This is a genomic window from Paeniglutamicibacter sp. NPDC012692, assembly GCF_042901625.1.
Taxonomy (GTDB): Bacteria; Actinomycetota; Actinomycetes; order Actinomycetales; family Micrococcaceae; genus Paeniglutamicibacter.
This window is the reverse complement of the sequence record NZ_JBIBDE010000004.1, coordinates 29728-43929: the sequence shown is the minus strand read 5'-3', so window position 1 is coordinate 43929 and position 14202 is coordinate 29728. Positions and strand designations below refer to the sequence as shown.

14 protein-coding genes are annotated in these 14202 nt (G+C 64.9%); 10 read left to right on the top strand and 4 right to left on the bottom strand.

Features of this window, described 5'->3' with window-relative positions:
* The first annotated feature begins 38 nt into the window (after positions 1–38).
* On the top strand, positions 39–584 hold the full coding sequence (locus tag ACFY5D_RS14625; protein ID WP_387531183.1) for a VanZ family protein: 546 nt from the start codon (positions 39–41) through the stop codon (positions 582–584).
* Here the strand turns inward: ACFY5D_RS14625 and ACFY5D_RS14620 are convergent.
* Both ACFY5D_RS14620 and ACFY5D_RS14615 read right to left on the bottom strand, forming a co-directional pair.
* On the bottom strand, positions 581–1495 hold the full coding sequence (locus ACFY5D_RS14620; protein WP_387531180.1) for a cation diffusion facilitator family transporter: 915 nt from the start codon (positions 1493–1495) through the stop codon (positions 581–583). The two genes, ACFY5D_RS14625 and ACFY5D_RS14620, sit on opposite strands and share 4 nt — an antisense overlap.
* A complete protein-coding gene (locus tag ACFY5D_RS14615; RefSeq protein WP_387531177.1) occupies positions 1492–1890 on the bottom strand; it encodes an ArsR/SmtB family transcription factor in 399 nt (132 codons plus the stop codon). Before ACFY5D_RS14615 ends, ACFY5D_RS14620 begins: the two co-directional genes overlap by 4 nt.
* Before the next feature lie 64 nt (positions 1891–1954).
* Here ACFY5D_RS14615 and ACFY5D_RS14610 point away from each other — a divergent pair, with 64 nt between their 5' ends.
* Both ACFY5D_RS14610 and ACFY5D_RS14605 read left to right on the top strand, forming a co-directional pair.
* Positions 1955–2551, top strand: coding sequence for a DNA-3-methyladenine glycosylase I (locus ACFY5D_RS14610; protein WP_387531174.1), 597 nt, complete (start codon positions 1955–1957; stop codon positions 2549–2551).
* Positions 2548–3399, top strand: coding sequence for a DNA-3-methyladenine glycosylase family protein (locus ACFY5D_RS14605; RefSeq protein ID WP_387531171.1), 852 nt, complete (start codon positions 2548–2550; stop codon positions 3397–3399). Before ACFY5D_RS14610 ends, ACFY5D_RS14605 begins: the two co-directional genes overlap by 4 nt.
* Positions 3400–3486: 87 nt before the next feature.
* Here ACFY5D_RS14605 and ACFY5D_RS14600 read toward each other — a convergent pair whose 3' ends face one another.
* A complete protein-coding gene (locus ACFY5D_RS14600; protein ID WP_387531168.1) occupies positions 3487–4161 on the bottom strand; it encodes a heme oxygenase (biliverdin-producing) in 675 nt (224 codons plus the stop codon).
* Positions 4162–4809: 648 nt separating this feature from the next.
* Between ACFY5D_RS14600 and ACFY5D_RS14595 the strand changes: the two genes are divergently transcribed.
* The 7 genes from ACFY5D_RS14595 (at position 4810) to ACFY5D_RS14565 (ending at position 13155) form a co-directional block, all read left to right on the top strand.
* On the top strand, positions 4810–5712 hold the full coding sequence (locus ACFY5D_RS14595; protein ID WP_387531165.1) for a hemin ABC transporter substrate-binding protein: 903 nt from the start codon (positions 4810–4812) through the stop codon (positions 5710–5712).
* Between the two features lie 2 nt (positions 5713–5714).
* A complete protein-coding gene (locus tag ACFY5D_RS14590; protein ID WP_387531163.1) occupies positions 5715–6854 on the top strand; it encodes a FecCD family ABC transporter permease in 1140 nt (379 codons plus the stop codon).
* Positions 6851–7669, top strand: coding sequence for a heme ABC transporter ATP-binding protein (locus ACFY5D_RS14585; RefSeq protein WP_387531160.1), 819 nt, complete (start codon positions 6851–6853; stop codon positions 7667–7669). Before ACFY5D_RS14590 ends, ACFY5D_RS14585 begins: the two co-directional genes overlap by 4 nt.
* Positions 7666–9081, top strand: coding sequence for a hypothetical protein (locus tag ACFY5D_RS14580; RefSeq protein WP_387531157.1), 1416 nt, complete (start codon positions 7666–7668; stop codon positions 9079–9081). The genes ACFY5D_RS14585 and ACFY5D_RS14580 overlap by 4 nt, the downstream gene beginning before the upstream one ends.
* A complete protein-coding gene (locus ACFY5D_RS14575; protein ID WP_387531154.1) occupies positions 9078–10418 on the top strand; it encodes a hypothetical protein in 1341 nt (446 codons plus the stop codon). Before ACFY5D_RS14580 ends, ACFY5D_RS14575 begins: the two co-directional genes overlap by 4 nt.
* Before the next feature lie 101 nt (positions 10419–10519).
* Positions 10520–11911: a hypothetical protein gene (locus ACFY5D_RS14570; RefSeq protein WP_387531151.1), complete on the top strand. Its 1392-nt coding sequence runs from the start codon at positions 10520–10522 to the stop codon at positions 11909–11911.
* 155 nt (positions 11912–12066) lie between these two features.
* Complete coding sequence (locus ACFY5D_RS14565; protein ID WP_387531148.1) at positions 12067–13155, top strand: WxL protein peptidoglycan domain-containing protein; 1089 nt, start codon at positions 12067–12069, stop codon at positions 13153–13155.
* Between the two features lie 193 nt (positions 13156–13348).
* Here the strand turns inward: ACFY5D_RS14565 and ACFY5D_RS14560 are convergent, their stop codons facing one another.
* Positions 13349–14197 carry a siderophore-interacting protein gene (locus tag ACFY5D_RS14560; protein WP_387531145.1) on the bottom strand — a complete coding sequence of 283 codons (849 nt, stop codon included), beginning with the start codon at positions 14195–14197 and terminating at the stop codon, positions 13349–13351.
* Positions 14198–14202 lie beyond the last annotated feature (5 nt).

Here is a 14202-nt window from a genome sequence, read left to right as displayed (position 1 = left end):
AGCACGCTCACAGGGTGGCAGGTTAGGCTCGTGGTTCTATGCTTTATTTCCCCGCGTCCACCGTTGCCGGCCTGGTTGCGCTCGGCCTGTTGGCGTGCGTCCTGTTGCTGGCCCGCCTGTTGCTGCTGCACCGGGCCGGTGACCGGACGGGCATTCGCAGGATCGTCGGGGCGGTCCTTCCCTTGTGGGCAATCGGTCTGGCGGTCGCGGTCCTTCCCGCAGCCCCGTTCCCGGATCCGTCGATTCCGGACGGCACGTTCAACTGGGTGCCGTTCCTGGCCCACGGGGAACGCGACCTCGGCGTCGAGCTTGCGGCGAACCTCGGGCTCTTCGCCCCGCTGGCGCTGGTGCTTGCGTTTTGCTGGCGCGGCCACGCGGTCGCCAAGACGACGTTGCTGGTGCTTTCAACCTCGGCCTGCATCGAGGTCACCCAGCTGCTGCTGGACAACAACCGGGCCGCGGACATCACCGATGTCATCACCAACACCGCGGGCGGCTTCCTGGCCGCGTGCATGGGCTCGCTCCTGTCGCGGGCTTTCGCCCCGAGGCCCGCGGACGCGCCGGGTGCAGGTATCAGCGCCTAATCGTGGCCCTCGTGTTCAGGGGTCTGGTGGCTCGAAGCCTCGATCTGGAACGTGGAATGCTCGATGCTGACCTCGAAGTGTTCGGCCACGCAGGATTGCAGTTCACCCAGCAAAGTCGCTGCGGCACCGTTGCGGAAGGCCTCGTCCGCCACCACCACGTGGGCCGAGAGGATCGGCAGGTTCGAGGCGATCTGGCTGGCGTGCAGGTCGTGGACCGCCAGCACCAGCGGGTGGGCCGTGAGGTGCGCACGCACGTCTTCGAGGTTGAGGCCCTTGGGTGTCGATTCAAGCAGGATGTGGGTGGTCTCCCCCAGCAGCTTCAGCGCGCGGGGAATGATCAGGCCAGAGATGAGCATCGCGGCGATGGAGTCGGCCTGCATCCACCCCGTGCTGGAAATGATGATCGCCGAGATGATGACTGCGACCGAACCGAGCGCGTCGTTGAGCACCTCGAGGAAGGCAGCGCGCATGTTCAGGTTGTCGTCCTTGCCCGAGGCGAGGATGAGCATCGAGGCGAGGTTGCCCACCAGGCCGATGATGCCGAAGATGAGCAGGCCGCCGGCGGCGACCTCGGCGGGTTCAAAGAGCCGGCGGATGCCGTCGATGAAGGCGTAGACGCCGACACCGAGCAACAGCGCCGATTGCAGGGTTGCCGAAAGGACCTCGGCCCGGCGGAACCCCCAGGTCCGCTTGGCCGTTGGCTTGCGCATCACGAGCGTTGCCGCGGTCAGCGCCAGCAGCAGGCCCGTTGAGTCGGTGAGCATGTGTGCCGCATCGACGAGCAGCGCCAGCGAGTTGGTGACGATCGCGCCGACGACTTCGGCGATCAGGATGACGAAGGTGATCCCGAAGGCCCAGGCCAGCTTGGTGCGGTTGGTGGTTGCGGTGCCGTGGTCGTGGTCGTGGCTCATTGGATTCCTCCCCCTTCGGACCGCTGCTGCCCGTGGACCTCGGTGAAGTCGTGGGCATCCAGTCCCGACGCGGCGCTGCGACCGATGTAGCTCTGGGCCTCCCCCAGCAAGGCACCCAGCAATCCGGGATTGGCCAGCGAAAACATGCTGGACCGGCCCACCGCGCGGGAGGTGACAAGCCCGCAGTCGCGCAGGCAAGAGAGGTGTGCACTCACGGTGCTCTGGGCGAGTCCCAAGTGCTCGGTGAGGTCCTTGACCTTGTGTTCCCCGGTGCGCAGGTGGGCCAGAATCATCAGGCGCGTGGGGTCGGCCAGGCCGTGGAACAGCGCGGCCGCGGCGGCGTGGGTTTCCACGGCTTCGTGCCCCGTGTGGCTATCCCGAACTATCATCGTCATATTACGATGATAGCGATAGATGGCGATAAGTACAGCCATGCGGAACCCGTGGCAGGATTGGAACATGGATACGGGGATCGTCATCGGAGAAGACCAACTTGCTCGTCCGGCCTGGGCCGCGACCGACCCGATGATGCGCGAATACTATGACATCGAGTGGGGCATGCCGGTGCGCGACGAGCACGGCGTCTTCGAGCGCCTCAGCCTAGAGGCATTCCAGTCGGGATTGTCGTGGGCCACGATCCTGCGCAAGCGTGAAAACTTCCGCGAGGCATTCGCAGGCTTCGACCCGGACACCATCCAGGGGTTTGGCGAGGACAAGGTCGAGGAATTGCTGGGCAACGCCGGAATCATCCGGAACCGGGCAAAGATCCTGGCAACCATCAAGAACGCGAAGGCCACCATCGAGCTGCGCAACGACGGCGGCCTGGCCGAATTCGTCTGGTCATTCAAGCCCGAGCAGACACCTGCTCCGCGCTCCATGGCCGAGATCCCGACCACCAGCCCGGAATCGCTGGCGCTGTCGAAGGCGCTGAAGAAGCGCGGGTTTTCCTTCGTGGGACCCACGACGATGTACGCGCTCATGGAAGCGCTTGGCATCGTCGACACCCACCTGGTGCAGAGCCACCGCCGGGGCACCTCGGGGGTTTGGCCCGCGTGATCCGGCGGTTCCTCGAAGCCAACGGGAAGCTGGACCCGGGGCACATGATGCACGTGCTGGGAATCCATTCCATCCCCGGCTTGGATATCCACGACCCTGCAAACAACCGGCACACACGCCTGGTCCCCCTTGGCGCCGGGCCTTTCGCTGCCACCTTGGAATTCTCCGGGGACGGCGTTCTCCTCGAGTGCGCGGGGCCGCCCAACGATGACGTGCCGGAACTCATCCAAGCCGTCCGGTCCTGGCTGGACCTGGACACAGACCTCGCGCCGGTGCAGGCTGCCTTTGCCGACGACGAACTGCTCGCCCCGCTGGTGGGCGCCAGGCCATGGCTGCGCTCGGTCGGCTACCTCAACGGTTTCGAGGCGGCGGCAACCACCATCCTGGGTCAGCAGGTCTCGCTGGCCGCCGGCCGCACTTTCGGCGGTCGATTTGTCGAAGCGTACGGCCGCGAGGCCGCCGAAGGACTCCGAAACTTTCCGCGGCCCCGGGACGTGTTGGCCGAAGGCGTCGACGCCCTGCGCGAGGCGATCGGGCTGACCCGGGCCCGGGCAACCACACTCTTTGCCATGGCGGAAAGCTTTGCCGCCAAGGACTTTGCCGCTCCGGGCGAGTTCCCGTTGGACCGCGAAGAGCTGCTCGCCTTGCGCGGCGTGGGGCCATGGACTGCCGATTACCTTCAGATGCGCGGCAGGAGTGATCCCGATGCCTTTGTGCCCGGGGACCTGGTTGTCCGCCGGGCGTTGAACCGCGTCACCGAGCGCGAGGCTGCGCAGCTGTCCGCGGCATGGGCCCCGTACAGGTCCTATGCCATGGTGCACCTGTGGGCGTCCGACGCCACCTGCTAGGCATGCAAAAGGGCGGTTCCCCGAGGTGTTACCAAACCTCGCGGATCCGCCCTTTTCACCGGCAGAACTGGAATTCGCCGATTTTTGCTATGCCGACAGCAACGTCGACTGCTGTGATTGGGTGAGCAAATCCCTAAACAGCGCCTTGTTAAGCGTGAATCCCTTCGCCGCTTCTTCGAGCAGGGATGAAACCCGCTCGGGTGTCACCGCGTAAACATTAAGCTTCGCGCGGTATTCGTCCTTGTATGGCTTGTGCTTGTCGATCCCGTCGAAGCGCCACATGCTGAGGTCATCCTGGGCGATCCCGTAGTGGCGTTCGACAAGCCGGCCAATGATCTGGCCGCCGGACAAATCGCCCAGGTAGCGCAGGTAGTGGTGGGCAACGATCCTGGCCGGATCATCGGCGGCGGCGCGAATGTGCCGTACGTAGTCCTGGGTCGCAGGCAGCGCCTCGGGGATATCGGTGAGACCGTGCGCAGGAAGGAGGCTGTCGAGATCCGCCTGGATCTTGGACATGCGTTCCAGCCGGAGATCAAAGATGGGCGCCAGGTCCGGGTCTCCGGCCAGGGCCCGAACCTCGACCTCCAACGCCGAATAGATATAGGTGTACTGCGCGAGCAAGAGGACGTAGTCACGCGAGCTACGCGTCCCATTCATCAGCGTGGTGATGAACTCGCTGCCTTCTGCCTCATCGTGGTCGGCCTTCGTTACTTCCTTGAGCCTGGTAGAAAACAGCACCTCGTCGCCGTGCGACATCAGCATCCCCCTGAGAGTGTTAGTTAAGTTAAAGCTATCCTAACCACAGCAGCACCAATAACGATAGTGAGACGTTTCGTAAATGACGCCCAAACACCATGCAGTGAACTATTTTCATCTTGCATCGCCAATCGGGGATCAACCCCAGAATCCTTCAACGCTCCTAGTCAGCACGAACTAGACCGAATGGCCACCAGGCGCCTGAGGGGCCAACTCCGCGTCACGGCGGCGGGGAAGGGATGCGGTCCCTTGACCGCCAGTGCAATACCCGCAGGTGACCGGCTTTCATATTTCACCTCCTTTTGTCCAATTTGCTCACATGATTGTGCTTTAAGTTAGACTCCTGAAGTTAGGCCACCATTACCATGGGGCCACTTGGGGAATTGTCACGAACGCCATTCGAACGGACCCCAAAACGCACGCCGCTCGATTCGTTGACATTCCTAAGGAAAAACATTGCGCACTACGCTGTTCAGTCGCCGGCCACCCAAGGCCGTTGCGCTCGCGGCCCTTCTGGCAATTGTGCTGGCGGGTTGCTCTGCCACACAGGATTCACGATCCGGCGGCCAAGGCGCGGTGCTCAGCAGCGCAAAGGTTCTTGAAGACCCCAAGAGCCATGTCGGGCCGTCCACTGCATTGTTATCCCGGCCCGCATTGGATCCTGTTGCGAAGAACCCCGCCTCTTCACTTCCCGCAACCGTCACCGATGCGCAGGGAACCAAAGTCACGATCAGCGACACTTCGCGCATTCTGCCCATCGACCTCTATGGCACCTCGTCGCGAATCGTTTTCGACCTTGGCCTTGGCAAGAACGTGGTCGGCAGGGACATGTCCTCCGACTTTGACGAAATCAAGGGCCTCCCGCTGGTGACCCACAACGGCCATGAGCTCAACGCGGAGGCAATCCTCGAACTCTCGCCGTCGGTGATCATCACCGATTCCTCGCTGGGACCCTGGGACGTAGTGCTGCAAATGCGCGAGGCAGGAATCCCCGTTTTCGTCGTCGACTCGCATCGCAGCCTCGAAAACTCACAGGAGATGATCAAGCAGATCGCCAACGCCCTGGGCGTGCCGGATCACGGCGCCGCGCTCGCAAAGCGCACCGATGAGCAGGTCAAATCAATGACGGAGCAGATCGCGGCAATCGCCCCCCAGGGAGACGATCGATTGCGCATGCTCTTTCTCTACGCGCGCGGGCAGTCCGGGGTCTACTACCTCTTCGGGGAGGGGTCCGGTGCCGACTCGCTGATTTCTTCGCTCGGCGGCATCGACGTCGCCAGCGAAATCGGCTGGAAGGGCATGCGGCCGATGACCGATGAAGCACTCGTCGAGGCGGCCCCCGACCTTGTCATCATGATGACAAGTGGTCTGGAGTCCGCCGGCGGCGTCGAAGGGATCATGACCAGCGTTCCGGCACTCGCCCACACCCCCGCCGGAACCAAAAACAGGATTGTCGACATGGCGGACTCCGAGGTGCTGAGCTTCGGGCCGAATTCCGCAGCCATCCTTGAGGCTCTCTCGGTGGCCGTCTACGCCCCGGGTTCCGAGGCCAACTAGCCATGGGTTCCCGACAAATGATGCCGCTGCTGCTGCCGGAACAGCAACAGGATGGTTTGCCCGCCTCCGCCCAGCCACCGACCGCCCCGCCGGCACTCAGGCGGCGACGACGGATCACCGCCGGTCTGCTGATCGCGGGCCTGGCCGTCGCGTTGATCGTGGCGGCCCTGGTCTCGTCCGGGATCGGCCAGATGCAGTTGAGCGCGGCGGAGGTGTTCGCCAGCGTGGCCCACCGCCTCGGGCTGGATTGGGGCATGCTGCCGACGCACCCGCATGCCGAATCCGCGCTCTGGGCGATCCGCTTCCCCCGCGTAGTCATGGCCATCGTCATCGGCGCGGCGCTTGCCTGCTCGGGCGTGCTCATGCAGGGCGTCTTCGGAAACCCGCTTGCCGAGCCCGGGGTCGTCGGGGTTTCTTCCGGCGCAGCGGCCTTCGCTTGCATCGTCATCGTCTTCGGGCTGAACTTCCTCGGCACCTGGACGGTGGCCTTCGGGGCATTCGTGGGCGGGTTGGTGGCCACGGGGCTGGTCTACGCAACCGCCCGCTCGGGCGGGCGCACCGAGGTTGTCACGCTGGTGCTCACCGGCGTCGCCATCAACGCCGTGGGCGGAGCGGTGATCGCCCTCATGACGTTCCTGGGCGACAACTCCTCCCGCGAGGAGATCATCTTCTGGCAACTCGGGTCCCTCAACGGAACCCGCTGGGAGAACGTCTGGGTGGCCGGACCGATCACGCTTGTAGGCGTCGGGCTGGCGTTCCTTTTCACCCGCAAGCTTGACCTGCTGGCCCTCGGCGAGCGCCCGGCCCGGCACTTGGGCGTCGACGTCGAGCGGATGCGCCGGCAGGTGATCGTCCTGGTGGCGATCCTGACCAGCGCCGCGGTGGCGTTCGCCGGGATCATCGGCTTTGTCGGCCTGGTGGTCCCGCACATCCTGCGTATGGCCGTGGGCCCGGGACACCGGGTACTGTTGCCCGCCAGCGCCCTGGGCGGGGCGCTGCTCCTGCTCATCGCGGACACCGTGGCGCGCACGCTGGTTCCCAACGCGGACCTGCCCATCGGCATGCTCACCGCACTGGTCGGCGGCCCCTTCTTCTTCTGGCTGATCCGCCGCACGCGAAAGACTGCGGGTGGCTGGTCATGAGCCCGGCAACCGTGCTGCAGGCGCACGCCGCGAGGCTTGCCATTTCCGGCCGGCCGATCCTCGACGGCATCGATCTGGAGCTCTACGCGGGCGAGGTCGTGGCGCTGGTCGGGCCCAACGGCGCGGGCAAGTCCACGCTGCTGGCCGCGTTGTGCGGCGACGTCTCGCTGGACTCGGGCAGCATCACGCTTCACGGTCTCGAGCTGCCGAAGTGGAGCGTGAAGGAGCTGGCGCGGGCGCGTTCGGTCCAGATGCAGGACGCCCACGTGTCATTCGCCTTCAGCGCGCGGGACGTGGTGCGGATGGGACGCGCGCCCTGGGCCGGCAGCGCCCTTGAGGAGCGTGACGACCAGGTCATCGATGCGGCCATGCACAGCACCGAAAGCACCGCGCTGGCCCCACGGGTGGTCCCGACGCTCTCGGGCGGCGAAAGGGCCCGCGTGGCGTTCGCCCGAGCACTGGCGCAGGAGACCCGGATCATCATGCTCGATGAGCCGACGGCCGCCATGGACATCCGCTACCAGGAGCTGCTGCTCACCCGCACGCGCGAAAGGGCCGCCGCGGGCGCCACCGCCGTGGTGGTGCTGCACGACCTTTCGCTGGCCGCCGCCTATGCGGACCGGATCGTGCTGCTGCACGCGGGGAGCATCCGGATGGTCGGAACCCCGCGCGAGGTGCTGCGGCCGGAGATCCTCGAAGAGGTGTACCGGCACAAGGTGGCCGTGATCGACCATCCGGAATCGGGCGGGCTGGCCGTCGTGCCGCTTCGCCCCCATTTGAACACCCATCAGGCACCTCAGGAGGAACTCGTATGAAGACCGGACACACCGGGCGATCCGGCCGCCGGCCGTGGGCCGCAGCGCTCGCTATCGCCCTGGCCGCGAGCCCGGTGCTGATCGGACTCTCCGCGCTGCCCGCGGAAGCCGCACCGCGCATCAGCGTGGTCTCCTCGCAGGGCAACGCCAAGGCCTCCGCCGCCGGTCCCACCTCGGTCACAGTGACGGGTTCCGGCTTGCAGTCAATCCCGAAGGCCTTCGGAGGCGTCTACGTGACATTCGGCTACGTGAAGAACACCGGCGGCTGGCGCCCCAGCCAGGGCGGCAAGTCCGGACGCGACTACTTCTATGTGTCGGATTCGCAGGCCAGGAACAACCAGGGATACCAGCGCTTCGTGGCATTCCCCGGGTCCAGTACCTCCGATTCGGCAAACGGAGGCACGCTGTCGGCTTCCGGCGCCTTCAAGCTCAAGATGGTCATTCCGGGACCGACGTTCAGCGCCGAGACCGCCACCGGCGGGCGCACCACGATCGATTGCCGCAACGTGCAATGCGGCATCTTCACCTTCGGCGCGCACGGCGTGGCCAACGGCAACAACGAATCGTTCACGCCGATCAGCTTCGGCGCCGCCGCCACGAGCCCGGGGTCGGCCAGCCAGGGCTCCGATTCAGCGGCCAACGGCAAAGGCACCTCGGGCAACGCTACCCAGTCTCCGGCCACGCAGGCCCCGGGAACAGGCAGCGCCATAACCGGAACGGAGACGCCGACCGCGCAGGATCAGACGGCGGGCGCCGTCCCCCGGGCTGTCACCAGCGGAAACCCTGCCTTGGGCATCGAACAAAAAACTGTTGTTGCCGGACGTGCCTTAGCTTTCACCGGCCAGGGGTTCGCCCCCGGCGAGCAGGTGGTTGGCACCATGGCCTCGGGAACCACCGCGGCCGGACCGATCACCGCCGGGACATTCGGCGAGGTAGCAGGCGCCGTACAGATCCCCGCGGACATGGTCCCCGGAACCCACAAGCTGAAACTGACCGGCGCAGGATCCGGAACCAACGTCGAGGCGGAGTTCAGCGTGATGGCCGATCCGGCAACGCTGGCGAACCCCGCAGTGGGCTCCTCAGACGGGGTGCGGTGGGCCCTGATTGCGGTGATTGTCGCCGGCTCGCTTCTTTTCCTTGTCATCCTGGTTTCGCTGGTCACGGCATTTGCGCGCCGAAACAAGAATCCCAAGTCGCGACCAAAGGGCAAGAAGAAGCGCCGTCCGGCATCCCGCGGGCGCGGCGTCTCCGCCCCGAAGGTACGGGCAACCGGTTCCGCCGGCGCAGTGAGGCCTGCCGCGTCGGTCCCCCACGAAACCTCCAACAACCATTCCCCGGCGGCCGCTGCTCCCGAGCCCGTAACCAACGCCATCGAGCTGCTGCCCGAGCATTTTTCGAAGGAGACCGTATGACGTTCCTGAAGACGTCGACATTGGCTCTGGCAGCCATGCTGCTTCTTGCACCGCTGTCGGTCGGAACGGCAAGCGCTGCCATGGCCGCGGAACAGCCCCAACCGATAGACATCAGCGTCAAGATCCCGGAGACAATCGGCAGTCCCCAGGAATTCATGGTCACGGATGCCCAATTCCGTTGGGGGTTGAACAAGGAAGCCACCTCCGGCGCCCACTTCGGTGGATGCAATTTCTTGTCGGCGGGCATCGCAGGCGACACCGGTTCCTCACGCATCTGGACCGCATCGGACGGGTTCTACTCCGCGAAATCGGGTGACGCCCGCATTGAAAAGCCCAACGCGACAGGCAAGTGGATCGCGGATTCCTGGGACAACAAGTGCCTCGACGCAAGCGGGCGGGAGGTGGGAACCACCGCCAACGAACAAGGCACGGGTGCGCAGGTGGTGATTGACGGCGGTTCCGGCAACATCAACGCGGCCAATGGAACCGCCGAAATCCGCTGGAAGGGCTCGTTCTCCGTGGCGATGTACGGAGGCATGACGTACTGGTCCGCCACCGATCCGGTGCTTTCCGTCGCAAACGGGAAGGGCACCTTGAGGGCCACACTCAGCGGGTACGGGTCGGATCGCATGGACACCACCAAATGGTCGAAAATCGCACCACGCGAGATAACCCTTGCCACGATGCCCGGCGTCACGTTGGGGGAACACGGCATCGTCGCCCAACCCGCCTACAAACGGGTAAAGATAGACGGCGTTGAACCAGCGCAGGTTCGAGATGGCTCGAACTGGGGATCATTCCCGTCCGACTTTGTAAAGTTCCAGGTCCAAACAGGGCAAGGCTCCTATTGGTATTCCTCCGGGGTGGGCGACAACCGCAAGCTTGCTTCGACCGTGTACACCAGCTACACACCAGACGTTTCCGTGGTGCCCACCACTCCGCCGGACACCACGGATCCGGGTTCCGGGGGCACGGATTCCGGGACTGGCGACCAAGACGGCACGGGGACCGGTTCCGGATCCGACGGCGATTCCCCCGGCGCCGGCGGATCGGTTGCCGGAAGCGGGCCGGGCCAGGGAACAGTCATCGGCAACGGAACCGTCTTGGATGCTCCTCCCGCCGGGACCGTGTTCGCCGCCGCGACCGCGGCAGCCGTGGGCGCAGCGAACTGGCTTGGCGGGTCCTTGATCCCCGAGGCCATCGAACTGGCCAAGGACCGCCGCGAGTTCCTGCTGTGGTCGATCGCCGGACTGTTGGGTCTCACCGCGCTCAGCTGGGTTGGTTTCCGGCGGGGATGGTTCGTCCTGCCGTTCACAAAACCCAACCCTGACAACTAAAGACGCACTAAGTTAAATAGCGTCGCTCCAAATACCGTAATTTGTGCACTTTTGGAAAAGTTAAGTTAGCCTAACCTTACAAACAACCACTCGGAGGAATCATGTCCGCACGCCGTTGGGCAATGCCCACGACACGCAAATCACTCGCAGCCACCACGGTTGCAGGTTTGGCGCTTGCACTCAGCGCACTGACAGTGCCTGCCCAAGCAGCAGAACAGAACGTCTCGGATGTCACGTTGAGCTGGGGTCTCAACCTCGAGTCCGGAGCAGGCGCCCACCAGCCGGGCGCCTGCAACTTCCTCTCAGCAGGCAAGGCAGGAAACTCCGGTTCCAGCCGGGCCTGGACCGAAGCGGACGGGTTCTACAAGCCCAGCGAAGGCAACGTGAAGATCGTCAAGGACGGCCCGGACGGAAGCACCATCGACACCAGCTGGGCCAACAAGTGCCAGACCGGGGCCGGCACGCCCGTCAGCCCTTCGGGCACGACGAATGTCAGCAACAACAAGGTCATTCTCTCCAACGGAACCGGCACCGTGGACACCACGGCCAAGACCGCCCACATCAAGTGGACCGGCTCTTTCACCTCGGTGTTCTACACCGGGCTGACCTACTGGTCCGCAACCGACCCGGAGCTGACAGTCAACGCGGACGGAACCGCAACCTTGAGTGCAACGGCAAGCGGCTACGGCGCTTCCATGGAAGACCCCAAGGTGTGGGAAGCAATTGCACCGAAGAAGATCACCTTGGCCAACCTCAACGGCGTCGAAGTCGATGCCGACGGGTTCGTCAAGCTGCCGGAGTACAAAAGCGTTGCGGTGCCTTCCAGCGTCTCGAACCAGGTAACGACCGGCGCAAACTGGGGCGCATTCCCACAGGACTTCGTTGACTTCCAGGGCAAGACCGGGACCCAGGCCTACTGGTACTCCACCGGCGGATCCGCCGACCCCCGCAAGGTGGCCACGGAACTCTCCATCGCTTGGGCAGTTGGAGACGACGCCCAGCCTCCCGCCGCCGGTGACAAAAACGTAGACGTGGACGTCAAGGTGCCCGAGGCGGTCGTCGAGCCGGAGCCGGAAGCCCTCACGTGGACCATGGCCGCCACCAGCACCTCGTTGAGCAACGCGACCCAGCAGGCAGGCGGAACCTTCGGCGCAACCGGCGAGCTGCCCAGCATCACCGTCACCGACACCCGCAACGCCTCAACCGGTTGGGCGCTGAATGGCAAGGCCTCGAACTTCACCGCCAGCGCCGGCACGTTCCCGGGCTCGGCCCTCGGCTGGGATCCTGCAGTTTCGACCCCGACGGGAACCATCACGGAAGGTGCCGTTGTCGCGGCGGGCAACCCCGGCTTGGGATCGGCGCAGACCCTGGCGTCCACCTCGGGCAGCAACACCAAGGCAACCGTCGATGCCGCGCTCGAATTGGTGGCACCGGCAGGAACCAAGGCCGGCAACTACACCTCGCGCGTGACGCTGACGCTGATCGGCGAATAGCTTCCCGCCAAACATCGGGGTGCTTGGCTTTCCGTTGGCAACAACGGAGAGCCGGGCACCCCCGCTTTTGCACGTGCGGACACGGCCCGCTGAACGGCACACACGCCATCGGCGGCTTCCCCGAACGTCCCTCCCCCATTTACTCCTAGGACACAATGCACTCGCCGCATCCACCCAAGATTTCCCGAGTCGCCCGCTGGGGCTCCGCCCTGGTGGCGACCATGGCGCTCTCAGCCGTTTCCTTCACCGGCGTGGCAGCACATGCGGCACCAGCCGACGAACTTTCCTGGAGCATCAAGCCCGGGGGCGCGGCATCCCGCACCAACTTCAGCTACGAACTCGAGCCCGGTGACAAGCGGAAAGACTCCTTCGAGGTCACCAACCTCGGTGCCAAGGACATTTCACTTTCGGTCTACGCCGCGGACGGAATCACCTCCGGCAGCGGCGCGCTGGACCTGCTGCCCGCGGATGAACCCTCCACCGTCGTCGGCGCCTGGGTCAAAGTGGACCAGCCGCAGATCACGCTCTCCCCCGGCGAAACCGAAAACGTCGACTTCACCCTAGCGGTTCCGAAGAACACCGAACCCGGCGACTACGTCGGCGGCCTGATCTCTTCCTATGTCGAGGCCTCCGGCGGCAGCACCGTGGTCGTCGACCGCCGCCTGGCCACCCGCATGAACGTGCGGGTCGGCGGCGAGGGCACCGTTGCACTCCAGGTGCAGGATCCAACCGTCGCCACGACGCCCGCGTGGAACCCCTTTGCCCCGGTCGCAGCAACCGTGTCCTTCACGCTGAATAACACCGGCACGGTTCGGGCCCGCGGCCCCTACAGCATCACCACGCAAGGGCCCTTTGGGATCGGCACGACAACCCAGTCCTTCGCAGCCGACGAGTTGATCCCAGGCGGAAATGCCACGGTGGTTCAGCGGATCGAGGGCATCTGGCCGCTCTTCAGCCTGGGCACGAAGGTTTCCATTGCACCCGAAGGGATCGACGGTTCGCCCGGCGAGCCGAGCACCGCCGCCACCAGCGGATGGGCGGTGCCGTGGGCCCAGCTAGTCCTGTTGCTGGTGCTGGTCGTCGTCGCCGTTGCCGTCGGCCTGCGACGCGGCCGCGACTACGACGAGGATGAGGACGGGGACGGAGATGGGGTGGACGAGGTTCCCGTGCCCCGCACGCCGGTAGACACCGCACCATCGGGACGTCGCGCAGCCGCACCCCGGGAACCGGTGGAAGGCAACTAACCATCCGCCGGCGCATTTGGGCAACCATGCGGCGAGAACCGTCCACGACACAATCGAGGCCGGTTGAGCCGTGGCCAAAAAGACCTCCGGCGGGTGCGGAACACCAGTGTTCCGCACCCGCCGGAGGTCTCCATCCTTGCGGTCAAGCGCTAACGATCCCGCGGGGAATCCTCATGCCGTTGCCGTCCTTGGCTCAGGCGTTCAGTGGCTCCGGGAAGATCTGCCCGATCGGACTTTTCTTTTCCGCCTGGAATTCGTCTTCGGCACGGCCAAAGGCCCAGTATGCCGAGAGGGACATTGCCTTGCGGTCGACCTCGCGTTCGCCATGGAGGTAAGCCCGCAGGGATTTCATGGTTTCCCGCTCGCCGTGGGCGAAGACTTGGACGGTTCCGTCGGGCCAGTGCGCGGCGCGCACCACAGATTCGAGCCGCGTGTTTTCAGGGGTGAAGGATCCACCGCGGTGCAGCCAGTGGACCTCTACACCTTTTGGCACGTCGAGTTCGACGTGGTCTTCGGGACCGCCGACCTCAAGATAGATGTCGCCGACCATGTCCGGAGTCATGTCCAGAACCGCGGCCGAGATGGCAGGCAGTGCCGTCTCATCGCCGATCAACAGGTGTCGGTCGAACGCCGGGTCCGGCGTGTACAGGCCGCCGGGGCTGCTGAAGCAGATGAGGTCTCCGACCTTGGCGTTCTGGGCCCAAGGTCCAGCCAGTCCCTCGTCACCGTGAACCACAAAGTCGATTTGCACTGTCTCGGCTTCCAGATCCACATGGTGCAGCGTGTAGGTGCGGCGCACCGGGAAATCCTCCGGTGCAAGCTCTTCGCGCAGCGCGTCCAGATCATATGGCGGCACGAGCCCCAGTTCCGGCTTGGCGAAGAGGATCTTCACGTAGCGATCGGAAACCAGCTTGTCCTGGTAGTTTGCAAAGCCCTGTCCGCCAAAGGTCAACCGAACCATGTGCTCGGAAAGCATCTCGCTAGCCACCACTTCGAGGACCACCTGTGGACGAACCGGACGTGCCAAACTCTGTGTACTCACCGAAG